Origin of the sequence: Bacillus sp. FSL K6-2819 (genome assembly GCF_038008305.1) — a bacterium.
Classification (GTDB): domain Bacteria; phylum Bacillota; class Bacilli; order Bacillales; family Bacillaceae; genus Bacillus; species Bacillus amyloliquefaciens.
This window is the reverse complement of the sequence record NZ_JBBOYV010000001.1, coordinates 945883-970721: the sequence shown is the minus strand read 5'-3', so window position 1 is coordinate 970721 and position 24839 is coordinate 945883. Positions and strand designations below refer to the sequence as shown.

The window sequence follows — 24839 nt, the reverse complement described above, 5'->3', positions numbered from 1 at the left end:
CATTTTCAGATTTTTTTATCATATAAAAAAACAGCCTTCAAAAAAGAAGACTGCCGTTATCTGCTTCGGAAATGATTTTCTAAACAAAGCGCCGTATTAATCCCTCCGAATCCCATGCTTAAGCTTAGCGCATGGTGTACGGTATGGGCGATCGGTTCGTCCGTCACCCACTGGAATGCGCCGTCGATCGGCTCCGTTAAGTTTCTGGTCGGATGAAGCTTGGATTCCCGCATTTGCAGGAGCGCCGCAATGATTTCTACCGTTCCGGCCGCACTCAGGCCGTGACCTGTAATCGATTTTGTCGCATTAATCCGTGCGTGCGACAGACCGCTTTCAGAAAGCGCCCGGCATTCAGTCTTATCTCCGATCGGCGAACCGGTGCCGTGCGGATTGATGTAATCGATCTCTTTCGCTGAAAGACCGGCCCGCTCCAGTGCCTGGCGGATCACCGTCATTTCACCCTCTGCTGAAGGATTCGGATTGCGGTTCGCATCGGAAGCCATGCCCCAGCCCTTTAAGCCGGCCCATGAACGCGCGCCCCTCTGTTCGGCAGATTCAGCGCGTTCCAGCACGATCGCCCCGCACGCTTCTCCGAATATAAACCCGTCCGTATGCCGGTCAAACGGGCGGCAAGCGGCTTCAGGACGTTCAGCGTATGTATCGGTGCCCATTGCTCCCAGTGAGCGGAGAGCGTGACACTCCATATACGACAGATCGGCCAGCGCCCCGATCACGATACAGCGGTCAAACAGGCCGCCATTGATTCCTTGAGCGGCCTGGATAACCGCCGCCTGACCGCTTGCCGACGCGCCGCCGACCGTAAAGGCCGGCCCTTTTATCCCGAATTGCTCCGTACAAAGCCCCGACAAATCACTATCCATAAAAGAAAGCCCGTACGTCGGATTCACAAATTGCGGCATTTCACCGTTTTTCTCAAAGACCTGCATCAGTTCGCGCTGCGTCGTATTTGAACCGCCGATGATCAGACCGGTGCGGCTGTGATCAGCGCCGTCTAATTGAGCGTCATGCCATGCCTCATATAAAGCGATAAGCGCCGCCTTTCCTGATAATGCGGCCCTTCGGTACAAGCGCTTCGACAGCGCATCAGGCGGCGTTAATCCGCTAAGCTCCGCGCCGATAAACGAACTGCCTTTCTGCCGGCCGGGGCGTTTCATCACATCGAAGGCGTGCCGCCCATCCATAAGCGCATCAAGAAACGCCTCCTTGCCTTGTCCGACCGCGGTTAAGACCCCGATTCCTGTAATGCTGATGTCTGACGTGCCATCATTTCTCCTCGACATTTGACCGTTCTCCCATCTTTATGTATTGGAAGCTATGAAGAAAAATCTTGATACAGTGCTTTGAAAATGTCCCGCGACTGTCTGATCTGTTCTGAAGGCACGCTGAAAGATAATCGGAAATAGCCGCTTTTTCCAAATCCGCTGCCGGGTACGATCAATAGTTTATATTTCTGTGCGGCATGCATGCAGAAAGCCACCTCGTCTTCAATCGGTGATTTTGGAAAGACGAAAAAGCCTCCTTTCGGCATTTCAAATTCAAAGCCGGCTTCTGTGAGGATGTCCACCATAAGATCTCTCCGCTTTCGATAAGGTTCGGCGTCAATCGAAAGATCGTCCATTTTCGCTATTGCGCGCTGCATCATGACCGGTGCATTCACAAAGCCGAGCGTCCGGTTGCAGAAAACGAGCGCATCCGTCAGAAGGCCGCGCTCAGGTATTTGGGCGTCTGTTGCGATATACCCGAGCCTTTCCCCCGCAATGCCGAGATCTTTACTGAACGAACTGACTAAAATAACGCGGTGATACGCCTGAAACGGATTCGCCTGTTCTTCTCCGTAGATCAGCTGGCTGTACGGTTCATCAAACAAAATGAAGATGCTTTGCCCGTTCCGCTCCTCGGCTTCTTTTAATAAGGCGCCCAAATCATTAAGATTTTTCTGGTTCAGCACAGTCCCCGTCGGGTTATGCGGCGTATTGACGATCAGTCCTTTCGTACGGGGAGTGATCGCTTCTCTCACCGCTTCAATATCAATCTCAAATGAGTCAGTCAGCGGGCAGATGACGGGGCTGCCGCGGTAATTTTCAACATACGCTTTATATTCCGCGAAATAAGGTGAAAGAAGGATGACTTCTTCCCCCGGGTTCAGGATGCTCTTCAGCGCAACATTCAGCGCTCCGCCTGCCCCGACCGTCATGACTGTATGCCTGGCAGAAATCTCGGTCTGAAACCGCTCTGACAAAAAGCCTGCAACCTTCTCTCTCGCCTCCGGAAGCCCCTGGTTTTGTATGTATCCGTGCCTACCTGTTTCAGCCGCTTCGCAAAGCGCCTTTTTAAATGTTTCTGGCGGCTCCGCAACCGGATTTCCTATTGAAAAGTCAAACACCTTATCGGCGCCGAATTCTTTTTTCAGCCGCGCGCCTTCATCAAATAGTTTTCGTATCCAAGAGCCTTTCTCCAGATTTTCTGTCACTTCCCGTGATAAACCGGCCACTGTCATCTGTCCCTTCTGTCTTTTTCTTCCGTTTCTATTTACAATGATTATGAAAGATTTACATGGCGCAGTCAACGCTTTTTCCGGAAGCCTGCCCCCCGTTTCAGAGGAAAGACGGAAAACAATAAACTTGTGCAAACTCCCCTTCATATATTAAACTATTCTCATAACTATAACGTGATGGTTGGGGAGGGATTTAGATGGGGCTGAGACTTATCGCATCAGTGAATTAGCAGAGCTTGCCGGTGTAACGAAACGCACGGTGGATTACTATACAAACCTCGGGCTTTTGAAGCCTGACAGATCTTGCTCGAACTACCGTTACTACGATACACTTGCACTCAATCGATTACAGTTTATAGTCGCTTGTAAAAAGCAGCGATTGGCCCTGTCTGATATAAAAGACCGACTGGAAAACCAGTTTCCCTCTTCAGCCTTGCCTGACGATATTGGAAATCTGGCATCGGAAATTGATCATATGAATCAAAACATCTCCGGGATCCTGCATCGGTTTGAAAAGCTTGAACCAGAGGAGCGCGCCCAGCTGAAAAAAAGGCTGGCTCCTGAAAAGCTTGCAGTGCTTCAATCATTTATGCTGCTGTTAAGTTAAACCATTATCTTACTAACAGGAGGTGTTACCTTCATCTTCCCAAAAGGAGTGAAGGTTCTAATTGGACATTGTGAATTTGATTTTAGTCGCGGTTTTAATCGCGCTGACGGCATTTTTCGTAGCATCTGAGTTTGCGATAATCAGAATCAGAGGCTCACGGGTTGACCAGCTTATAGCAGAAGGAAATAAAGCCGCAATCGGTGTCAAAAAAGTGACCACGCATTTAGATGAGTATTTATCGGCGTGCCAGCTCGGCATAACATTGACTTCCATTGGTCTTGGTGTCTTAGGCGAATCAACGATTGAACGCTTGCTTCATCCGCTTTTCACAAAAATAAACGTACCAAGCTCACTATCGCACATTATTTCATTTATTCTCGCCTACGCGATCATTACGTTTTTACACGTGGTCGTCGGAGAATTAGCGCCGAAAACAGTCGCCATCCAAAAAGCGGAAGCCGTTTCGATGCTGTTTTCGAAGCCGCTCATTTGGTTTTACCGCATCATGTTCCCGTTTATATGGCTTCTGAACAACTCCGCCCGTCTTTTAACGAAGATGTTCGGTCTGGAGACGGTGTCTGAAAATGAGCTTGCCCATTCGGAAGAAGAGCTGCGCATCATTTTATCGGAAAGCTATAAAAGCGGTGAAATCAACCAGTCTGAATTTAAATATGTGAACAAAATCTTTGAATTTGACGACAGACTCGCAAAAGAAATTATGATTCCGCGTACGGAAATCGTCAGTCTGCCGCATGATATCAAAATCTCTGAAATGATGGAGATCATTCAGATTGAAAAATATACACGCTACCCTGTCGAAGAGGGTGACAAAGACAATATTATCGGCGTCATTAACATTAAAGAAGTGCTGACCGCCTGCATCAGCGGCGAAGTATCAGTCGACTCGCCGATCACCGATTTTGTCAATCCGATCATCCATGTGATTGAGTCGGCACCGATTCACGACCTGCTTGTGAAAATGCAGAAGGAACGGGTTCATATGGCGATTCTGTCGGACGAATACGGCGGAACCGCGGGGCTTGTCACCGTTGAAGACATTATCGAAGAAATCGTCGGGGAAATCCGCGATGAATTTGATATAGATGAAATCAACGAAATCCGCAAACTCGGCGACGGCCATTACATGCTGGACGGTAAGGTTCTGATTGATCAAGTGAACGAGTTGCTCGGCATCCATTTAGAAAATGACGAGGTCGACACCATCGGCGGCTGGTTCCTTACCCAGAAATACGATGTTGAACAATACGATTCGATTATCGAAGAAGGCTGCGAATTTATCATTAATGAAATTGAAGGCCACCACGTCGCATATATCGAAGTAAAAAAACTGGCGTTTGATGAACTGCTGGAAACCGCTGAACAAAAAGAAGCATAATAAAAAAGCTTGCGCGTCTGATACAGACGGCAAGCTTTTTTTGTTTACATTTGATCAAGTTTTTTCTCAAGCTCTTTAATTCTGGCATTCAGCTCTTCTGTCATGGCCGCAAGCCTCTCCTTCGGCGCAAAATCAGAAAAGTCCTCCAAAAAAATCGGCTCGCCGATGATGAGCCGCATTTTTCCCTTTTTAAACAGCTCTTTACCCGAAGACGGGCCTCTGTATGCGGCCGGAACGAGCGGCGCTTTCCCCATTTGGGCGATGGTCACGGCTCCTCTTTTCAGCGGGACGTCTTCTGATGTTCTCGTGCCGCTCGGAAAGATCCCGACAATCTGTCCTTCCTTCAGAAGCTTAATCGGCGTTTTAATGCTGCTCGGACCCGGATTTTCACGATCAACCGGGAATGCGTGAATCTTCTTCAAAAAACCCCCGATCCACTTTTTCTGAAACAGTTCTTTTTTGGCCATATAATGAATCTGATGAGGCAATATTCCGACACCGAGCGTGAGGACGTCCACCCAGCCCGCATGCGTGCACGCAATAACGAATCCTTTATCAGACGGAAGATTCTCCTTGTTGTACACTTTCACTCCCCCGCGCAGGGAAAGAATGGCTTTTATGGCATTTGCACAAAACTTATACATAACGCACTTCCTTTGTTGTAATGATCAAAAGTGTTCTCCCTCTATTATAACAATATTTTTTATTACCTGGTACTAATAATTATATTTTTCCTTTGCCGATCCCTATCTTTTATGACGGATTTTGGGTACTATAAAGAAATGGTGTTTGATTAGGTGAAAATGAATTTAAGCCGTTTGCATGGAACGTGCAACTTTAAACCTTTCTTATGCGTGTATAACATAGAGGGGAGAAAAGGCAGTGACGATCGATGAAATTTACCAAATGTATATGAATGATGTTTACCGGTTCCTGCTCTCCATGACAAAAGACAAGCATCTCGCTGAAGATTTGCTGCAGGAAACCTTTATGAGGGCATACATACACATTCACTCCTACGACCACAGCAAAGTAAAGCCATGGCTTTTTCAAGTGGCGAGAAATGCGTTTATAGATTATGTCAGAAAACATAAAAAGGAAGTGACCATTTCCGATGACTTAATTGGGAGCCTTTTTCAGACGGCTGTTCAAAGCCCGGCTCATCAGATTGAAATCAAGGAAGTGCTGACAGGGTATATGTCCGAACTTCCCGACAATTATCGGGAGGCCTTAACACTGTATTATTTAAAAGAACTGAATTACAAAGAAGCATCCCATATTATGAATATTTCAGAGGCTAATTTTAAAAGTGTTTTATTTCGTGCCAGACAGCGGCTGAAAGCACTTTATAATAGAGGTGTTAATGATGAATGAAGAATTTAAAAAGCGTTTTTACCAATACAAAAATGGAGAAATGAGCGACCGGGAAATGGCCGCCTTTGAAGAAGAGCTGGAAAAGCTGGAAGTCTATCAGGAATTGATTGAAAGTGAAATGCAGGACGACCGGGAATGGGACGTCGGCATCAGCCCGGAAAAACAGAAGGCTATTTTATCATACGGAAAACGCAAATCGTATTTGCGGATTTCAGTTCTCGCCGTCATTTCCACTTTGATGATTTTGCCGCTTTGTACTTTGGGAAGCTACCTCTATTACGGTTTGGGAGGAAAAGAAAGCACAGGCAATCAATTAATGGAAACCGCGGCCGTGACAGTGGCGACCACAATGCCGAACGTCCTCGTCGATACCTCCGGACTGAAAAGCCAGGTGAAACTGTTTGGAATGAATACGGAATTTCCGCTGCAAAAGCAGATTGGCACAAAAACGAAATCCGTCGGCGGAGAACGGATTGAAATGTTTTTAGATACAGTCAAATCGCCTGCCGTTAACTACTATGATCTAGACGCGGCACAGGCAAAGCATTATTTCGCCCATCCTTCCGGCTTAAAGGAACGCACGATTGACAAAGCCGGACAGACATTAAAAAAATTGCCTGAAGGAAGCGTGGCGGAGGTCTATCTTTCTTATGACCGGGCCTATCCTTCTTCTCAAGTATATTCAACTTTTAAAAAATACGATGTGAAGTTTTTATGGAACGCGATCGAAACGGAGAAAAACCTGAAAGACAGTCCTTATGCCGATCCGTTAGGATTTCCCGGGAAAGATTCTAAGCTGGCTCCCTCTTTCGAAGCGCAGGGACAGACAGACCGAGAACAATTTATCAGCGCCCTTGAATTTATGTCCCATCATAAAAAATGGGCGCAGGTGATATCGAAACGCAAAGACATGAAACTGAGCAGCAGAATCGACTATGTTGAACATCACGGAATGAACGTATACGGCTCTGTCGTGACGGGGCCGACAAAAGAAATCGAACGTCTGCTGAAAAACAAAACAGTCAAAGCAGCAAACATCGGTGAGGTGGAATTATGGAATTGGTAAGAATCTTTAAAGAGCATAATGTTTTCGGCTGGATATCGGTCGGTACCGCGATTTTGTCGCTGCTGCTTTTGAATGTGGCGATCATCAGCAATGTGACATTCTATTCTTATCAGATGCTGCCGTTTGCGATGGCCGCCGTGCCGTTCGGCATCATTGAGCTGTTTATTAAAAAAGGACGGACCGGACCGGGACTGCTCGGTGTCATACTCAATCTGTTCGTCATTGTCTGCGTATATACGATCGTTGCGGTTGATACGAATCTGCAATTCGGTTTTTAAGCATAAAATAAAAACAGGCCCTTTTACGGGGCCTGTTTTTTTAAAATGAAAGAACGCCGGTTAAATGCAGCAATACGACAATGATAGCCAGCGGCACAAGATATTTCAGAAGGAAATACCACAGCTGAAAGAAACGGTAGCCGATGGCGGAGCCGCTTTTCATCTCGGCAAACAGCTCCTGCTTCGGTATTTTCAGCGGAATAAAGATTGATATTAATAAGGCGCCGAGCGGAATCAGCACATTGCTGACGGTGAAATCCGCAAGATCAAAAAACGTTTTTCCGAACAAATGAACATCACTGAGAACACCGTATGATAAACAGGACGGAATTCCGACTAAGAAAATGAGCAGACCGCTTGTCCAGGACAGCTTCTTTCTTTTCGTTTCATCCCCTTTCCCCACAGTCGCCACGATAATTTCCACCATAGAAAAGGCCGAAGTCAGCGCGGCAAAGAAAAAGACTGCGAGAAAGCTGATAAAAAACAGCGAGCCGAACGGCAGCCGGTCAAAAACAGCCGGCAGCACGGTAAACAGCAATGTCGGTCCTTCATCCGGTTTAAATCCGAACGAAAAAACCGCCGGAAAAATGGCCAGTCCCGCAAACAGCGTGACGAGCACATTCATGATAACAATTGAACCTGCCGAGCCCGGGAGGTTTTGGGTCTTCGGCAGATACGAACTGTACGTCACCATGACCGAAACGCCGAGCGTTAATGTAAAAAACGCCTGTCCCAAAGCATAGAGGATGGATTCCGGCGTCAAATCTTCAAAATGCGGAACCAGTAAAAATTTAATCCCCTCAACGGCATGATCAAGCGTGACAGAGCGCAGCACAAGCAACAGAAACAGCACGAATAAAATCGGCATCAGCACCGCACTGACACGTTCAATCCCTTTCTGCACGCCTTTTGCGACGACCGCAACCGTCATGATCATAAATACCAGCTGCGCGGCGAGAGTCTGGATCGGATTTTCAATGACCGTACCGAACACCGTACCGTACTGCTCCTGAGTGAGTCCTGATAAAGAACCGGTAACGGCTTTCAGCACATAGAGCAAAATCCATCCGCCGACAACACTGTAAAAAGACAAAACTAAAAAACAGGCCGCCACACCCACATAACCCGTGAGGTGCCATACCGACTTTGGCGCGGCTTGTTTGTAGGCATCAATCGCATTTGTCTGGCCCCGTCTTCCGAAAATAAATTCACCGAGCAAAAGCGGATAGCCTAAAAGTACGGTAAAGAGGACGAAGACAAGAAAAAAAGCGCCTCCTCCGTTCGTACCCGCTACGTAAGGGAACTTCCAAATGGCTCCCAGGCCGATCGCCGAACCGGCAGCGGCCATAATAAATCCTATTTTTGAGGCCCATTGAACCCTTTTTTGGTCAGACACGACTTTCCACTTCCCTTCCGCCCTATATTATCCCTTATTCGCTGCGATAACTTAAGCCCATTTCAATATGTTTCACTCTTCTGAAAAATAAAAGAAGCGGCTGATGCCGCTCCTTACAAATCCCCGTTTAATTTTGAATGCTTTCTCGAATATAAGAAATAAATCACCAAACCGATGATCAGCCAGATAAAGAAACGAAGTATGGTGGCGGCGCCAAGGTTAATTATTAAAAACACGCAGAACAGAATGGACAATGCCGGAATAAAGGGAACTCCCGGGCATTTAAACGCTCTCGGCAGATCGGGCTGTTTCTTTCTCAGCACGATAACCGCCACGGAAATCAGGACAAACGCGGCAAGCGTGCCGATGTTCACCAGCTTCGCCAGTTCATCAAGCGGGACGAGCGAGCCGAGCAATGCCGACAGAATACCGAACACCCATGTCACCACATGCGGCGTTTTATGCTTCGGATGGACTTTCGAAAGCGCACCCGGCACTAAACCGTCACGGGACATGGCAAACATCACCCTCGTCTGGCCGTACAGCATGACGAGCATCACCGTTGTCATTCCCAGCACCGCGCCGATATCAATAATGCCCGCCACCCAGTTCTGCCCGGCCATCTGCAGGACGAGAGAAACCGGGTGATCGACGCCTTCAAAGCGGGCAAACGGTACGACACCCGTCATAATCGCCGATACGGTCACATACAGCACGGTGCAGACGATTAATGAAAAAATAATTCCTTTCGGCAGATCCTTCGCCGGATTTTTCGTTTCTTCAGCGGCGGAAGAGACGGCGTCAAAACCGATAAAGGAGAAGAAAACGAGCGCCGCGGCACTGAAAACACCGCCGAACCCCATCGGCATAAACGGCTGCCAGTTGTGCGGTTTGACATATACGGCCGCAACGGCGATAAACAATAAAACAACCAGAATTTTCAGAATTACCATAATATTATTGACCCGCTTTGATTCTTTAATGCCTAAGTAGAGGATAAATGTAATCGCAAGCACAATAACAAATGCGGGAAGATTAAAGAATGTGACCGTGCCTTTAATTGATCCCGGCGCGGCCGTTAATGCGGCCGGAAGATGAATGCCGAAGCCAGCCAAAAATGATTGAAAATAGCCGGACCAGCCGACCGAAACCGCGCTGACGGCGAGCATATATTCCAATATTAAATCCCATCCGATGATAAAAGCGAGAAGTTCGCCCAATGTCGCATAAGTAAATGTATAGACGGAACCTGAAACCGGCACGCTTGAAGCAAATTCAGCATATGACAAAGCCGCGAATAAACACGCAAGAGCGGCTATAACAAATGAAATGGTCAGCCCCGGTCCCGCCGTGACCGCGCCTGTTCCGGTTAAAACAAAAATTCCCGTTCCGATGATAGCCCCTATCCCCAGCAGGGTCAGATCAAAGGCTCCTAGCTCCCTTTTCAGCGACTTTTCGCCGCCGGTTGCGGCAAGCAGTTCCTGAATGCTTTTCTTTCTGAATATGCTCCCCTTCATCTGCTTCACTCCTTGTATATCAATCTCTTATGTTAGAATATTCAGATAACAATGGATGTAATGACTAAATTCTTATTTTTCGCATGAAATATTTCAGCACATCATTCCTTTCTCCTATACCATATTATAACGAAACATATAAAAATGAAAATAACTTTTTGAAAATTCTATATATTATTTTTATGATTTCTTAAAGCAAAACGGAACCCATAACGTCCCTTCATACAGCGGGTTCTCATGTATTACAATCTTTGAGTTCACGATTTGACTGACAGCTGCCGCATGATATTAATATGTATGTTCAAATAAAAATCCCGCACCTTTTAGCAGTGCGGGATAAGGCTTACGGATTATGTGGAAATAAATCTTCCGCCATTTACGTGAATGGTTTGACCTGTCATATAGGAAGATTCGTCTGAAGCCAAAAGCACGTAAGCTCCGGCGTGTTCCGCCGGCTGTCCCGGCCGTCCCATCGGGGTGTCCAGACCGTGGTTTTCTACCTTTTCTTCAGTAAATGTCGCGGGAATCAGAGCGGTCCAGATCGGGCCCGGCGCCACTGCATTAACCCTGATCCCCTGATCGGCCAATGACATCGCCATCGAACGTGTAAAGGAAACGATGCCGCCTTTCGTGCACGAATAGTCGATCAATGATGTATCGCCCTGATAAGCGGTAATAGACGTTGTATTAATGATGGCGCTCCCTCTTTTCAGATGAGGAAGCACAGCTTTTGTCATATGAAACATGGAAAACATGTTTGTGCGGAATGTCTTCTCCAGCTGTTCAGCCGTAATATCAAGGATCCCGCTTTGCGGATGCTGCTCAGCCGCATTATTAACAAGAATATCAATTTTCCCGTAGTGATCTAAGACTTGCCGGACTGCCTTCTGACAATGCGCTTCATCACCGACGTCTCCCGGAATTAACAGGCATTCGGCCTGGCATTCTTCCGCGCGCTTTTTCGTTCTCTCGGCATCGGCATGTTCGTCAAGATACAGGATGGCAAGATCCGCTCCCTCCTTCGCGTAAGCGATCGCAGCCGCCGCGCCGATGCCGCTGTCTCCGCCCGTGATGACGGCGACTTTTCCTTTTAATCTGTCCGACCCTTTTACATCCGGATCTTCCAGAAGGGGCTTCGGGTCCATTTCCGACTCAATGCCGGGCTGGCGGTTTTGCACCTGCGGTTTTTGTCCTTCCGTTTGTCTGTCCATCGGATTCATATTCTCACACTCCTGCAATTGGTATTACTGAGACGATACCACGCAGTGCGGAGAGCTAAACGGATAAATATGCCGGGCTTAAAGCGGCTGAGCCGTTTCGGGTAAGGTACCGGTGTATTTCGCAGACGGCCTGAAAATCATATTGTCAGCGGACTGTTCAAGTACATGGGCGCACCAGCCCGTCATTCGGCTTGCTGAAAAAGTCGGCGTAAACAACTCATTATCGACATCAATGGCCTGCATCACAGCCGCTGCGTAAAATTCCACATTTGTATACAGCTTCCGTCCCGGCTTATATTGCTCTAATAAGCGGATGGCTTCCTTCTCCACATAAAGCGCCAAGTCAAGCGACGGATCATTTCCCGCTACCTCTTCAGCCTTTATGCGCAGCGCTTCTGCCCGAGGGTCTTTTGTTTTGTACACTCTGTGGCCGAAGCCCATCAGGCGCTCTCCCCTCATAAGCTTCTGTGTCAAATAGGCTTCTGCGTTTTCTTTTTCGCCGATGTCTTCAAGCATTTTCGTGACACCTGAAGGCGCGCCTCCGTGCAGCGGCCCTTTCATCGTACCCAGTGCGGAAGTGACGGCAGACACTAAATCAGATTCAGTCGAAACGGTGACCCTCGCTGAAAAAGTCGATGCATTCATCCCGTGCTCCATCGCCAGAATCATATACGTCTCAAGCGCTTTCTTCTGAGCTGCGGACGGCTGCCTCCCGGTCAGCATGTACAAATAGTTTTCCACGTGGCCGTATCGTGCTTCAGGTGACAATGCTTTCAGCCCTTTTTTCCGGCGATATCTGTACGCAATGATCGTCGGTGTGACGGCAATCAGTTTAATCGCTTCTTCCTGCTGGGGCGGATATGTAAATGAATCTGTGCCCAAACCTGAAATAGCCGTTCTCAGCACCGCCATGTCGTCCATCTCGTCCGGAAGCGTTTCCAATAAGCCGATGAGATGCTGCGGAAGCCCGCGCTCAGCTGCAAGTTCATCCTGAAACGCAAGCAATTGCCGCTCATCCGGAAGCGTTCCGTTTAAAATGAGATACGCCGCTTCTTCAAAACTGCATTGCAGCGCGATATCCTTTGCGTCATAGCCGCGATATATTAAATGCCCCTTTTCTCCGTCAATGTGGCTGATAGCCGTTTCTGCACAAGTAATTCCTTTCAATCCACGATAAATCAATTTCATTCCCCCTTATCCTCTTTCTGTTATTATAGTAAATATAATATTTAAAAAATAATGAATATTTTTAAGGGAATTAATTAAAACTTTTAATCAGAGGAGTGCATCTATGGATTTTAAATGGCTTCACACCTTCGTTACCGCAGCAAAATATGAGAATTTCAGAAAAACGGCGGAAACGCTTTTTCTATCTCAGCCGACCGTCACCGTTCACATAAAATTATTAGAGAAAGAAATCAGCTGCAAGCTGTTTCAACGAAGCGGGAGAAAAATACAATTAACGGAAGAAGGAAAAGCATACGTGCCGTTTGCCATGAGGCTTTTGGAGGATTATGAAAACAGTATGGCGGAGCTGCACAGGGTGCGCCAGGGCTACTTCCACACGCTGACGCTCGCTGTTTCGCCTCTTATCGCCGACACCGTTCTTCCGTCTGTCATGAAGCGTTACACAGCGGACAATAAAGAGACTGAAATGACGGTCACCATCTACGAGTCGGAAGAAATCGCCTCCCAAATCAGAAACGGCTCAGCCGATATCGGGCTGAGCTGCTTAAAGGTGCAATCATCTTCCCTCACCTGCCGCCCCCTGTACAATGACCCCGTTGTGCTCGTCGCGCCCCCCGGCCGAAAATCAGCATCAGGGAAGGCGGCTGAAGTGAAAGACCTGTTCGGACAATATCTGCTCCTGACCCATAACCATCCTGACTATTGGGATGATTTGCTCCGTCAGGTCAGAATACAATTCCCTTTCGTCAGAACGATGAAGGTGACACAGACGCATATTACGAAACGGTTTATTAAAGAGGGGCTGGGTGTCTCATTTCTGCCGCTGTCAGCTGTAAAGGCCGAACTCGCCGCAGGCAGCATGATTGAAATTCCATGCGAATTCGCCCAGATACCGAGCGCAGGCGCGTACGCCATCGCACTACATGAAAATGAAAAAAAGCAAACCTTTTTAGATTTTTTATCACATTTTCATTTTTAGGTGAAACAAATGGAGTTCTGTCCCGTCTAAATAAAAAAACCCGTTCTGATGAACGGGTTTCCCTGGCTGCTAGAATCTTTTCGCGCCCAGGTAGCGAGGCTTCCAGTAGCTGTTATTCAGGTCACTGGTTGTGACGCCGTCAGAACCGGCATGGATGAACTTGTTGTTTCCGATGTACACACCCATGTGTGAAGGGCCGGCCTGATATGTTGTAAAGAAGACGAAGTCCCCTTTCGACGGGCTGGACACGCTCTTCATTGAGCTCCAGTATCCCGCAGTGCTGGTTCTTCCGACACTCGTCTGTTTGTTCAGCAGGTACCAGATAAATCCGCTGCAGTCAAAGCCGGAAGTCGTTGTTCCGCCCCATACATACGGCGTGCCGATTAAAGATTGCGCATCAGAAACAAGCTTGTTTACATTCAGGCTCGTCTGTGCAGCGTTATAGTTAGATGAAGACTGATTTGATGAAGATCCCGTTGACGTTCCGGAGTTTGAACCGGAAGTTGATCCTTTTACTTTAAGAACTTGTCCGATGCAGATCAGGTCTGTTTTTAAACCGTTTAAACTTTTCAATTGGTTTACAGACATTTTATATTTATTCGCAATTTTCCAAAGGCTGTCGCCCTTTACGACTTTATATGTAGACGATGATGAATTGCTGCCAGAGCTTGAACCTGAAGATGATTTACCGTTGATTGACAGCGTCTGTCCGATGTAAATGATATCCGATTTTAATTTGTTCTCAGATTTAATGGAATTAATTGACGTTCCGTATTGATTTGAAAGTCCCCATAATGTATCGCCTTTTTTTACCTTAATCGTTTGCGCAGATGCCGCACCCGCAAACAAAGTCGTCCCTAAAACCACTGCCGTTGTTGCTGTAACAAGTTGCTTTTTCATGTTTTCCTCCCTGAATGATTCTATCTATTTTATAAGTCTCTTTTTTAAAGTTTTTATCTGTTTTCTATTATAAGGTTCAATTTCCACTAGAAATAGACTTGACTTCCCGTGACAAATTTCTTACTAATTCGTTTTTGTAAAAAGTTTTTAAGGGTATTAAATATTTCAATTTGATTTCAAACGTGACGAAAAACGAGCCGTTTTGTCATGTTTTTTTCCTGTGATCCTCGTTTTTTGGAAAAACAAAGAAATTCATTTTCCAAATTGACCCTTGTCAAAAAAATCCTCGTCTTTTTTGAAAAAGTGAATGATTTTCACCTTTTCCAGAAAACATAACCTTACATCGGAATTTACATTTCTAACAATGTTTCACCTGAAATTTACAGGAGGGACAGGCGCTCTTTACAAACATCCCCTACCATTAGACGTACAGACACGATTAAAGGAGGACGATTTGAGAATGAGTTTATTTAAACAGGTTCGATCAAAACTTCTGCCGGCGGCAGCCGTATCCGTGCTGACAGCCGGTCTGATTGCGGGTGCGGGGCTTCAGCACTCTGATCAGGCTGCGGCAAAAAAACAGCCTGAGAAAAACGAGATCAGAAACGTCATCTTCATGATCGGAGACGGAATGGGCGCGCCATACATGAACGCCTACCGTTCGGTCATTAACAAAGGAAAGCCTTCTGACGGCATGAAACTGACGGCATTTGACCCCAATCTTACCGGCATGATGATGACTTATCCTGACGATCCTGATTCCAATATCACCGATTCCGCGGCGGCCGGCACGGCAATGGCCACCGGCGTGAAAACGTATAACGCGGCGATCGGGGTCGATAAAAAAGGAAAGCGGGTAAAATCCGTCCTTGAAGAAGCGAAACAAAGAGGCAAATCAACCGGACTTGTCGCGACTTCAGAGATTGCCCACGCAACCCCTGCGGCATTCGGAGCCCATAACAAATCCAGAAAAAATATGGATGAAATCGCGAGCAGCTACTTTGATGACCGCATCAACGGACAACAGAAAGTGGATGTGCTCCTCGGAGGCGGCAAATCAAACTTTATCCGTAAAGACCGGAATATAACGAAGGATTTCAAAAAAGCGGGATACAGCTATGTTACATCAAAACAGGAGCTTAAAAAGGACCGCAATAAAAAGGTTCTCGGCCTGTTTGCCGATGGCGGACTCGACAAAGCGATCGACCGTTCAAACGCCGTCCCTTCATTAGAAGACATGACAACGGCAGCAATCGACAGACTGAACTCGAATAAAAAAGGGTTTTTCTTAATGGTCGAAGGCAGCCAAATTGACTGGGCCGGACATGACAACGATATAGTCGGCGCAATGAGCGAAATGAAGGATTTTGAAAAAGCGTATAAAGCAGCGATCGCATTTGCCAAAAAGGACAAACATACGCTTGTCATCGCTACGGCTGATCACACGACCGGCGGATTGACAATCGGAGCGAACAACGATAAAAACTGGCATGTTGAACCGGTTCTTGCAGCGAAAAAAACGCCGGCATTTATGGCTGACCAAATCAAAGCTGGCAAATCCGTATCTTCCGTGCTTGCGCGTTATACCGACCTGAAATGGTCAAAAGATGAAATCAAACAGATCGAAACGGCTGCAAAGCAGGATGCTGACAAGGGCGCCTACAAAGCGATCATTAAGCTCTTTAATGCAAAAACCAACAGCGGCTGGACAACCGGCGATCATACGGGCGAAGAAGTTCCCGTTTACGCATACGGTCCAGGAAAAGAATCATTTGCGGGGCTTTTAAACAACACGGATCAGGCCAAAAAGATCTTTCACATCTTAAAAAGCGGCAAATAAAAAAGGATGCGGGGTTTCCCCGCATCCCTTCTTCTTTTTTAGAGATATCTCCGATGCACTCCTTTTCCGTCATACGAGAACATCACTTCTTTATCTTCGAGAACTGATTCGATATGCACGCTCCTGCCCCACAGCTGGTACAGATACGGCAGCACTTTCTCCAAATATTTCAGATCAAGCTCAATTCCCTCATACCAATGTTTAATATAAAGCTCGTTATTCTTCAAATAATCTCCGTCATTGACGGTCAGATAAGGAAATCCCCCGTTCACCCGCATGTTCACGAGCTGGTCGCGCACAGCCTTCCATTCCTTGTCGATCACTTTATAGTCTCTGCCCTGCTTTTGGAATAAATACAAATCCTCGCGCAGCACAAGATCTTTCGTCAAATAATTGCGGATGAATGAAATATCCGATTCAATTTCCCTGACCTCAAACATTTTCTCCCTGCCGGAACCGGGCTTTACTCCTGTTTTTTTCATTTCTTCTGTCGGGTTGTCGTAGCGCTCTTCGATGTCTTCAAAAATTTTCAGCCCTAAATAATACGGATTGATTCCCGTTTTTGACGGCTGAATGACGCCTGCGTTCAGCTTCGCAAACTCGATCGCTTCATCCGAAGTCAGGTCAAGCTCTCGGATAATCCGCTGATGCCAATAGGATGCCCAGCCTTCGTTCATGATTTTCGTTTCCAGCTGCGGCCAGAAATACAGCATTTCTTCTCTCATCATCGTTAAAATATCACGCTGCCACGGTTCAAGCTCCCGCGAATGCTCTTCGATAAAAAGCAGAATATCTTTTTCCGGCCGGGGCGGGAACGGTTTTTTCCTTTTTTTCTTTTTAATCTGCTTCGGCTTATCCATATCCCATAAATCATCGTACGGCGATGACGCGGTTTCCTCTTCGTCCTCCTCCTCATCATCGACGCTCCACAGCAGCTTCGGCCTGACGAGCGACGGATCGATATGCTCCTGAATCGCCAGAATGGCATCTAAAAAGGACTCCACTTCTTTAATCCCGTGAATTCTTTCGTAATGCTTAATCCGCTCCGCTGTAGCCGCCATGCTCTCAACCATGTCCCGGTTCGTATTTTGAAAGCGGCAGTTATTTTTGAAAAAATCACAATGCGCAAGAACATGGGCGACAATTAATTTATTTTGGATCAGCGAATTGCTGTCCAGCAAAAAAGCGTAGCAAGGGTTGGAATTAATGACAAGTTCATAAATTTTGCTCAAACCGAGATCATAATGGAGTTTCATCTTGTGGAATTGTTTGCCGAAGCTCCAGTGGCTGAATCTCGTCGGCATGCCGTACGCCCCGAATGTATAAATAATCTCAGCCGGGCAAATTTCGTATCTCATCGGGTAGAAATCAAGGCCGAATCCCTTCGCAATGTCGGTTATTTCCTCAATTGCCCGCTGTAAACCTTTTGTCTCCTCCGCGTTCAACCGAATCCCCCCTACTTGGACTTATTTATAATGTATGACCCCTCCTCTCAAAAGATGAAATAACAGACGGGTTTCCGTCTGAAAACTTTCGGCACATCCGCCCCGTTTGCTTTATATGTAAGTGGGTAAAACACACACCACACCCTAAAAAAAAGAAAAAGGAGCGATTCTACTTGAACACAGCAGACATGCTTACCACGTATCTCAGCAAACTGCCGAATCTGATCATTGCACTGCTCGTCCTGCTTATCGGCTGGGGCATTGCGAAAATCATTGAAAAAGCCGTATACAAAGGCCTCCAAAAAACAAAAATCGACGACAGACTGTTCGCCGAAAAAAAGCCGGCGCGCTATTCCTCGGAAAAAGTCATCAGTAAAATCATTTATTTTATCGCATTAATTATCGTTTTTATTCTATTCTTTAACATTCTGCATCTGACAACCGTGGCTTCGCCTTTTGTCAGCATGCTGTCGGCGATAACGGCGGCTGTGCCGAGCGTTTTAAAAGCCGGTTTGATTCTGCTGTTGGGCTGGGCGGCCGCTTCGCTTTTCAGCTATCTCGTCAAAAAAGCGGGCATGAAACTGGCTGAACACGGCTGGCTCAGAAAATGGACCATGGTTTCTGAAGAAGCGGAGATGAGCAGATCCGTTACGGCCGCTTCACGAATCGTTTTTTATTTCGTCTTGCTCTTGTTCCTGCCGGGCGTTTTGTCCGCTCTCCAGATCAGCGGAGTATCAGAACCGTTTACAAATATGATCCAAAGCGTTTTGTCCTTTATACCAAAATTATTCGCCGCGGCGCTGATTGTATTAATCGGCTGGCTTGTTGCCCGTCTCGTCCGTGATATTGTCACAAACTTTCTGGCGAGTATCGGCACGGAAAGACTTGCCGCACGTATGGGGCTTTCTATTTATCTGAAAGATACAAGCCTGTCGGCAATCATCGGAACGATTGTCTACGTGCTGATTTTCATTCCGGTTGTCATTTCTGCGCTGGATCGGCTTGATGTAGCAGGCATTTCTGAACCGGCGTCCGCAATGCTGAACACGGTCTTCACAATGCTTCCTAACATCATCATCGGTATTGTGCTGATCATCGCCGGCATCTGGATCGGAAAATGGGTAAACAGCATTGTAACAGGACTCTTGCACCGGGCCGGCTTCGACTCACTTCTTGGAAAAATGGGCTTTGAACAGGCGGAGCGCCCGAAACTTACGCTTTCTCAGACGGTCGGCATGATTGCGCAGATCATCATCGTCCTGCTCTTTACGGCAGAGGCGCTGCAGCTTGTTCATCTCGAATTTCTCGTCGTCATCGCGACCGGCATTATCGCTTACCTGCCTAATGTTCTGGCCGCTGTATTTATTCTCGGAATCGGGCTTTTGGCCGGACAGCTCGTCAGCAGACTGCTTGTCGGCATGCTGAGCGGAAAAGAATTCAGATTCCTGGCGCCGCTTGCGAAATATACAATTATCACTCTCTCAATCTTTATGGCGCTAGATCAGCTCGGCGTCGCCGATACGATCGTAAATGCCGCGTTTATTCTCATTCTGGGCGGTTTTGCACTTGCCTTCGGACTTTCATTCGGTCTTGGGGGAAAAGAGTTTGCCTCCCGTTATCTCGCGAAATTGGATCGCAAAATTGAAAAACATCAATCGGCTTCTGACGATCGTAAGCCGCCGATGTCTTAATTCAAAAAAAACGTGTGCTCAGAAGGAGCGCACGTTTTTTTGAGTTTGAGGGGCAAATTCCTTTTTTTTCATTTTGAATTCCTTTATGATAAAATGTAACAGAAGTAAAATCTCTTTTTTCGAGGTCATTCTATGAAATTAACGAATTACACTGATTATTCTTTACGCGTTTTGATTTTTTTGGCTTCCAGACCTTCCGAAGAACTTTCTAACATAAAAGAAATCGCAGACACGTATTCCATCTCTAAAAACCACCTTATGAAAGTGATTTACCGTCTCGGCCAGCTCGGGTATGTAGAAACAATCCGCGGCCGTGGAGGCGGTATTCGATTAGGAATGATACCGGAAGACATAAACATTGGCGAAGTCGTTCGAAATACAGAAGACGACTTTAACATCGTAGAATGCTTTGACTCCCAAAAAAATCTCTGTATCATATCTCCCGCCTGCAACTTAAAGAACCTGCTGTATGAAGCTCTCCAAGCTTATCTGGCCGTTTTAGACAAATATACGTTGAGGGATCTGGTCAAAAATAAAGAGGAGATTATGAGACTGCTCAAAAGCTGAAGGAATGTCCGCATTCCTTCTTTTTTTATGCCCGCATAAGAAAAAAGGACTAATTCTCTTAATATATGATAAATGATTGCAGACAAGTGCCGATATAAAGATTATCATTACTGATATCCTCATCTTGCGGCTGCAACGAATGGGGATAGTAAAATCATCGCAGGAAAAGGGAGATTCACTATGAAAAAAAAGTTAGCGGTCGGTTTGACTGCATCTGCGATTGTCGGGTCTGCATTAGCTGTAACACCGGCAGAAGCACAAACGATTAAGGTCAAAAGCGGAGATTCATTATGGAAGCTTGCCCAAACCTATAATACAAGCGTGGATGCCATTACATCAGCGAATCATTTAAAATCCAGCGTGCTTTCCATCGGGCAGACGCTCACCATCCCTAACGGCAAATCAGATTCCGGAAGCTCATCGTCACCTTCAAAGAACAGCGGCACATCTAAAGGTGTGTATACGGTTAAAAGCGGAGACTCGCTCTGGCTGATCGCATCTGATTTTAAAATGTCCGTGCAGGAACTGAAAAAACTGAACGGTCTGACAAGCGACTTAATCCGCGCGGGACAGAAGCTGCAAGTGACAGGGAAAGTTTCCTCAAGCACCGATCAGACAAAAACCGTGCCGGGCAGCAGCTCAAACAGCAGCAAAAATCAGTCATCATCTTCCGGGACATATAAAGTCAAACTCGGCGATTCACTATGGAAGATCGCAAACAGCGTCCATATGACCATTGCGGAACTCAAAGTTTTAAACAACTTAAAAACGGATACGATCTACGTCAACCAAGTCTTGAAAACAAAAGGAACGTCTTCTTCGGGAAGTACGCCGCCAAAGGACAATTCAAACCAAAATCAAAACCAGACGCAAACGTCCTCTTACACAGTAAAAAGCGGCGATTCGCTCTGGAAAATCGCAAACGCATACAATATGACGGTTCAGCAAATCAGAAGTATCAATAAACTGACGTCAGACATGCTGCGGGTCGGACAAGTGCTTAAGCTGACAAAAACGTCATCTTCCGGCTCTTCGTCTCCGTCAACTCCGAACCAATCCGGAGATAAAGGGAAAACCACTACATATACCGTGAAAAGCGGGGATTCTTTATGGGTGATCGCCCAAAAATTCAATGTAACCGCCCAGCAGATCCGTGAGAAAAACAATCTGAAAACAGATGTGCTTCATATCGGACAGAAGCTGACGATTACCGGACAGCAGACAAACCCAACACCGAATCAGTCCGGCGGAACAGGCGGCACAGGTTCAACAAGCGCGAAGATTAATGTAATGATCGATGCCGCAAAAGCTCAACTGGGCGTACCGTATGTATGGGGCGGGACAACGCCGAGAGGCTTTGACTGCAGCGGTTTTATTTATTACGTTCTCAATAAGGTCACTTCCGTATCCAGACTTTCAGCCGCAGGCTACTGGAATACGATGACATCAGTAAGCCAGCCGGCGGTCGGTGACTTTGTCTTTTTCTCAACTTATAAAGCCGGCCCTTCCCACGTCGGCATTTATCTCGGAAACGGACAGTTTATCAATGCCAACGATTCAGGTGTCGTCATTTCCAGCATGAACAATTCCTATTGGAAACAGCGCTACCTCGGAGCGAAACGCTTCTTCTGATACAGACAAGCTGCATAGCCGCATCAGGCTGTGCAGCTTTTTTTACAGTCTGAAAATATTAATGCTGATCACATGTTTTGTCACGGGATGAAAATACACTTCAGCACGGGAAGAAAACGTGTCTTTTTTTGTTTTTACCGTAACGCGAAACACGTCTTTCGTCTGTTCCCGGTTTACTTTCGTACGGCCCATGTATGAATAATCGGTAAGCTCGGCTCCCTCGTATTCACGTTCCAGCTGATTCCATGCGAGCTGCTCCCATTTTTCAACTGATGGATCAAGGTGTTCTGTATGTCCTTTTTCAGCGATCGAGGCGATGAGAATTCCGCAAAACAATAAGGCCAGCGCAAATGGAAGGGATTTCATTGTTATGTTCTCCTGAGTCGTTTTTAGTCAATCTTAGCGTGTCCAAAAAAGGGGCGGATATGCGGTTTTATTTTATGTCTCCCTCATATTGCTATACCGCAGTTATACGGGCACCAACTTTTCCCCCGTTGCATTCCGGCTTCGGCGGCATAAACTAACGGAGAACTTCTCATTGAAAGGAGAAGCGTAAGATGGATCATGCCGATTATGATAAAGCCTTGTATTACACACACCGGTCCCAATGGGACAATTTGTTAATTTTGATGGTACGTACGAAAGACGATTTGTTATCAAAGCGTATTGAGCACTTTCTGCACGCGTATCATTTCGAATATGATGATGCGGTGCTTGAAAAAGAGCTGTATTCCCTTCTCGGGTATATTGATCATGCGGCAGAACTCGCGTATGAAGATCAATTAGCCATGCTGACATAAAACAATCCCGGCGTCAAACGCCGGGATTTCCTGTGTTTATAAACATGTTCAGCTCTTCCATCATGTCTTTCAGGCTGACCGCCATATCCTCAGATACGGTCTTGCGCTCCATGTCAATGTGAATCGGATCTAAAATCAGCTGTTTCGGAATAACATTTGCATAGACGCCCCGCATGACCGTCCGCATATTCGCCAGTGCGTTCATGCCGCCTTTTCCTCCGCCCGCCGCAGCAATGATTGCCACCGGTTTATAGGTCCAGTGTTCGCTGCTTAAAAAATCAATGGCGTTTTTTAACGCTCCGCTCATGCCGCTGTGATACTCGGGAGATAATAAGACGACGGCAGACGACTTTTTCACAAGCCGTCTCAGCTCTTGCACTGAAGGCAATTCATTCTGTTCTTCTTCACCGTTATATAGCGGCAGTCCGCTTTCGCTCAAGTCAATAAAATCGGTATGAAACCGGTCTCTGATATAAGAAGCGGCAATTCTAGTCCGCCCGTTTTTTCTCGGGGTGCCGCTGATCACTAATATGCTCATTTATTTTACCGCCTTTCCAGAAATATTATATTTTACGGCATACAATGCCGCTTGCGTCCGATCGGAAAGATTCAGCTTTGACAGCAGGTTGGACACATGGGTCTTCACTGTTTTTTCAGAAATAAACAGAGATGCGGCAATTTCCTTATTGCTTTTCCCTTTGGCTATTTCTTGAAGAACATCTTTTTCACGAGGGGTCAGCTGATAATATTTTTCCTTATTCTGATCATCCTGAACCATATGATTGAGCACGTGAGGCACAATGTCCGCCGACAGCCTGTAACGTCCGGAATATACTTCACGGAGCGTTTTCACTAAGTCATCGGGCTGGGCGTCTTTCAGCTGATACGCTTTGGCGCCGGCTTTTAGGGCGGGAATGACATGCTCCCGGTCAGAATAGCTGGTCAACACGACTATGCTGATGTCAGGAAATCGTTCAGCCGCAATGTTTGCCGCTTCAATGCCATCCATATCAGGCATTGATAAGTCCATTAAAATGATGTCCGGCCCCGTCTTTTCAGCTTGCTGAAGCGCTTCAGCACCGGTAGACGCCTCACCGACAACTTCAATATCTTCCTGAGTGGCGAAGAAATAGCGCAGTCCTTTGCGGACAACGTGATGATCATCAGCGATCACAATTTTCATCAGTCAGACCCTCCTATCCCGAAAAACGGAAGCCGAACGGAGACAATCGTTCCGCCGCCAAGCTCAGATTGCAATGTAAAACGGGCTCCGATTGCTTCGGCGCGCGCTTTCATGCCGGCAATGCCGAGCGACGGCAGTCCCACATGCGCATCAGTGCTGAAGCCGGCTCCATGGTCGCTAATGGTAAGCTCAGCGTAATCCGGCTTTTTAACGGCGGAAATGGTAACGAAGTTCGTTCCCGCATGCTTTTTGCAGTTATTCAAAGCTTCCTGGGCGATCCGCCATAGCGCATGTTCCTGTTCATCCGTAAGCTCCAGTTCATCTTCCATGTCACAGACGGCTTCCAGACCGATGAGAGCGGCATAGCTTTTGATCGACGCATACAGCCCTTTCGTTAAGCTTTCCGGCCTCAGCTGCCAAATGAGCGCCCTCATTTCTGTTAACGCATCCTGAGAGAGCTCCTGGATGAACGTAATCATCTGCCGGAGCCGTTCATCATCTGTCAAGCTTTTAGCGGCTTTTGCCGTTAAGCTGACAGAAAACAGCATCTGATTGACGGAATCATGCAGCTCTTGCGCCAGTCTGCTTCGTTCCATCAACAAGGCGTTCTGCTGTTCAAATTCAGCCAGTTTCATCCGCTGGATCGCCGTTCCGATTTGAAACGCAACCGCTTCAAGAAGATGCAGTTCTTCTTCGTTGAAAAATGTCTTTTCACTTGCAGCGACATTCAGTAAACCGAATTTCCGGCCGCCGTCTTCAAGGGGAACGGTCGCATGATGGGTAATGCCCTCCGTGTCGCGGCAGTTCGTCGTCTGTTCCGCAAATTCAATCCGTTTACAATTCATAATGTTTACAGCCTTGGTCAACCCGCCGTTACTGAATTTGGTCAGACAATAGCAGTCCCCGCTGCACATTAATGCATTGTCCCGCTGACCGAGAGCCGGCGGTAAATAAGCGGATGCGGCGAGCGTATAGGATCCGTCCGGCTCAATCAGAAAAATCCATCCTGTCTGCAGCCCGGTCAGACTGAGCAGTTCGCGCAGGACTTTATCAAGCGCTCCTTTCATATCGTGGCTTTGGTTTAATGTTTCCGCAATCGCTTTTAATGTTTTTAACGTTTCTACCGTCGTTTTCGTCAAACTCCCTCACTCCGGCCAATCAGAATTATCCATATTATATCAATTCTTATCTGCATATTCCTTTGTTTTCAGCATGATTTTTTCTCATACTTTCGGATGAGGCATA

24 protein-coding genes are annotated in these 24839 nt (G+C 46.8%); 11 read left to right on the top strand and 13 right to left on the bottom strand.

All coding sequences use genetic code 11. The annotated features are described in order from the left end of the window. Nucleotides 1–56 precede the first annotated feature (56 nt). Together MHH91_RS05065 and MHH91_RS05060 are read right to left on the bottom strand one after the other, a co-directional pair. Nucleotides 57–1301: a beta-ketoacyl synthase N-terminal-like domain-containing protein gene (locus tag MHH91_RS05065; protein WP_013351669.1), complete on the bottom strand. Its 1245-nt coding sequence runs from the start codon at nucleotides 1299–1301 to the stop codon at nucleotides 57–59. Between the two features lie 32 nt (nucleotides 1302–1333). Further along, a complete protein-coding gene (locus MHH91_RS05060; protein ID WP_038463195.1) occupies nucleotides 1334–2518 on the bottom strand; it encodes a pyridoxal phosphate-dependent aminotransferase in 1185 nt (394 codons plus the stop codon). Between the two features lie 178 nt (nucleotides 2519–2696). Here MHH91_RS05060 and MHH91_RS05055 point away from each other — a divergent pair, with 178 nt between their 5' ends. Both MHH91_RS05055 and MHH91_RS05050 read left to right on the top strand, forming a co-directional pair. Continuing rightward, nucleotides 2697–3122, top strand: coding sequence for a MerR family transcriptional regulator (locus MHH91_RS05055; RefSeq protein ID WP_013351667.1), 426 nt, complete (start codon nucleotides 2697–2699; stop codon nucleotides 3120–3122). Between the two features lie 61 nt (nucleotides 3123–3183). Then, entirely contained in the window at nucleotides 3184–4518 is a 1335-nt protein-coding gene (locus MHH91_RS05050) for a hemolysin family protein (protein ID WP_013351666.1), read from the top strand. Nucleotides 4519–4562: 44 nt separating this feature from the next. On the opposite strand, the gene MHH91_RS05045 is transcribed toward MHH91_RS05050, so the two are convergent. Then, nucleotides 4563–5162, bottom strand: a complete 600-nt coding sequence (locus MHH91_RS05045; RefSeq protein WP_013351665.1) for a lysophospholipid acyltransferase family protein — start codon at nucleotides 5160–5162, stop codon at nucleotides 4563–4565. Nucleotides 5163–5400: 238 nt separating this feature from the next. On the opposite strand from MHH91_RS05045, the gene sigM reads away from it, so the two are divergent. The 3 genes from sigM to MHH91_RS05030 are packed head-to-tail and all read left to right on the top strand — an operon-like array spanning nucleotide 5401 to nucleotide 7236. Then, nucleotides 5401–5892, top strand: coding sequence for an RNA polymerase sigma factor SigM (gene sigM, locus MHH91_RS05040; protein ID WP_003155312.1), 492 nt, complete (start codon nucleotides 5401–5403; stop codon nucleotides 5890–5892). Further along, the gene (locus MHH91_RS05035; RefSeq protein WP_013351664.1) at nucleotides 5885–6958 is read left to right on the top strand and encodes an anti-sigma factor; all 1074 of its coding nucleotides are present in this window, start codon (nucleotides 5885–5887) and stop codon (nucleotides 6956–6958) included. Before sigM ends, MHH91_RS05035 begins: the two co-directional genes overlap by 8 nt. After that, a complete protein-coding gene (locus MHH91_RS05030) occupies nucleotides 6946–7236 on the top strand; it encodes an anti-sigma-M factor (protein WP_003155315.1) in 291 nt (96 codons plus the stop codon). Before MHH91_RS05035 ends, MHH91_RS05030 begins: the two co-directional genes overlap by 13 nt. A gap of 40 nt (nucleotides 7237–7276) precedes the next feature. Here MHH91_RS05030 and MHH91_RS05025 read toward each other — a convergent pair whose 3' ends face one another. From MHH91_RS05025 to MHH91_RS05010, 4 genes are all read right to left on the bottom strand, one after another. Continuing rightward, a complete protein-coding gene (locus MHH91_RS05025; protein WP_013351663.1) occupies nucleotides 7277–8632 on the bottom strand; it encodes a sodium-dependent transporter in 1356 nt (451 codons plus the stop codon). Nucleotides 8633–8745: 113 nt separating this feature from the next. Further along, the gene (locus MHH91_RS05020; protein ID WP_013351662.1) at nucleotides 8746–10149 is read right to left on the bottom strand and encodes an amino acid permease; all 1404 of its coding nucleotides are present in this window, start codon (nucleotides 10147–10149) and stop codon (nucleotides 8746–8748) included. A 350-nt stretch (nucleotides 10150–10499) separates the two neighbouring features. Next, nucleotides 10500–11369, bottom strand: a complete 870-nt coding sequence (locus MHH91_RS05015; RefSeq protein WP_014469969.1) for an SDR family oxidoreductase — start codon at nucleotides 11367–11369, stop codon at nucleotides 10500–10502. A gap of 78 nt (nucleotides 11370–11447) precedes the next feature. Further along, nucleotides 11448–12551, bottom strand: a complete 1104-nt coding sequence (locus MHH91_RS05010; protein ID WP_014471648.1) for a citrate synthase/methylcitrate synthase — start codon at nucleotides 12549–12551, stop codon at nucleotides 11448–11450. A 109-nt stretch (nucleotides 12552–12660) separates the two neighbouring features. Here MHH91_RS05010 and MHH91_RS05005 point away from each other — a divergent pair, with 109 nt between their 5' ends. Continuing rightward, the gene (locus MHH91_RS05005; RefSeq protein ID WP_014469967.1) at nucleotides 12661–13536 is read left to right on the top strand and encodes a LysR family transcriptional regulator; all 876 of its coding nucleotides are present in this window, start codon (nucleotides 12661–12663) and stop codon (nucleotides 13534–13536) included. Between the two features lie 69 nt (nucleotides 13537–13605). Here the strand turns inward: MHH91_RS05005 and MHH91_RS05000 are convergent, their stop codons facing one another. Next, entirely contained in the window at nucleotides 13606–14436 is an 831-nt protein-coding gene (locus MHH91_RS05000; protein ID WP_014471647.1) for a C40 family peptidase, read from the bottom strand. A 460-nt stretch (nucleotides 14437–14896) separates the two neighbouring features. On the opposite strand from MHH91_RS05000, the gene MHH91_RS04995 reads away from it, so the two are divergent. Next, the gene (locus MHH91_RS04995; RefSeq protein WP_013351657.1) at nucleotides 14897–16276 is read left to right on the top strand and encodes an alkaline phosphatase; all 1380 of its coding nucleotides are present in this window, start codon (nucleotides 14897–14899) and stop codon (nucleotides 16274–16276) included. Nucleotides 16277–16314: 38 nt separating this feature from the next. Here the strand turns inward: MHH91_RS04995 and MHH91_RS04990 are convergent, their stop codons facing one another. Then, on the bottom strand, nucleotides 16315–17721 hold the full coding sequence (locus MHH91_RS04990) for a SpoVR family protein (protein ID WP_013351656.1): 1407 nt from the start codon (nucleotides 17719–17721) through the stop codon (nucleotides 16315–16317). A gap of 173 nt (nucleotides 17722–17894) precedes the next feature. Here MHH91_RS04990 and MHH91_RS04985 point away from each other — a divergent pair, with 173 nt between their 5' ends. The 3 genes from MHH91_RS04985 to MHH91_RS04975 all read left to right on the top strand — a co-directional run bounded on the left by MHH91_RS04985 (nucleotide 17895) and on the right by MHH91_RS04975 (nucleotide 21611). Continuing rightward, on the top strand, nucleotides 17895–19412 hold the full coding sequence (locus tag MHH91_RS04985; protein WP_013351655.1) for a mechanosensitive ion channel: 1518 nt from the start codon (nucleotides 17895–17897) through the stop codon (nucleotides 19410–19412). Between the two features lie 132 nt (nucleotides 19413–19544). Next, nucleotides 19545–19979 (top strand): nitric oxide-sensing transcriptional repressor NsrR, encoded by a 435-nt coding sequence (gene nsrR / locus MHH91_RS04980; RefSeq protein ID WP_014469964.1) that lies wholly within the window; start codon nucleotides 19545–19547, stop codon nucleotides 19977–19979. A gap of 180 nt (nucleotides 19980–20159) precedes the next feature. Then, the gene (locus MHH91_RS04975) at nucleotides 20160–21611 is read left to right on the top strand and encodes a C40 family peptidase (protein ID WP_014471646.1); all 1452 of its coding nucleotides are present in this window, start codon (nucleotides 20160–20162) and stop codon (nucleotides 21609–21611) included. A 42-nt stretch (nucleotides 21612–21653) separates the two neighbouring features. Here the strand turns inward: MHH91_RS04975 and MHH91_RS04970 are convergent, their stop codons facing one another. Next, nucleotides 21654–21977, bottom strand: coding sequence for a DUF3889 domain-containing protein (locus MHH91_RS04970; RefSeq protein ID WP_013351652.1), 324 nt, complete (start codon nucleotides 21975–21977; stop codon nucleotides 21654–21656). A gap of 191 nt (nucleotides 21978–22168) precedes the next feature. On the opposite strand from MHH91_RS04970, the gene MHH91_RS04965 reads away from it, so the two are divergent. After that, nucleotides 22169–22411, top strand: coding sequence for a YhdB family protein (locus MHH91_RS04965; protein ID WP_013351651.1), 243 nt, complete (start codon nucleotides 22169–22171; stop codon nucleotides 22409–22411). Between the two features lie 13 nt (nucleotides 22412–22424). On the opposite strand, the gene MHH91_RS04960 is transcribed toward MHH91_RS04965, so the two are convergent. Genes MHH91_RS04960 through MHH91_RS04950 form a run of 3 tightly spaced genes read right to left on the bottom strand, consistent with a single transcriptional unit; the run spans nucleotide 22425 to nucleotide 24733 of the window. Then, nucleotides 22425–22949 (bottom strand): NADPH-dependent FMN reductase, encoded by a 525-nt coding sequence (locus MHH91_RS04960; RefSeq protein ID WP_014469962.1) that lies wholly within the window; start codon nucleotides 22947–22949, stop codon nucleotides 22425–22427. After that, nucleotides 22950–23594, bottom strand: a complete 645-nt coding sequence (locus MHH91_RS04955; protein ID WP_014469961.1) for a response regulator — start codon at nucleotides 23592–23594, stop codon at nucleotides 22950–22952. Then, a complete protein-coding gene (locus MHH91_RS04950; protein WP_014469960.1) occupies nucleotides 23594–24733 on the bottom strand; it encodes a GAF domain-containing sensor histidine kinase in 1140 nt (379 codons plus the stop codon). Before MHH91_RS04950 ends, MHH91_RS04955 begins: the two co-directional genes overlap by 1 nt. Nucleotides 24734–24839: the final 106 nt, after the last annotated feature.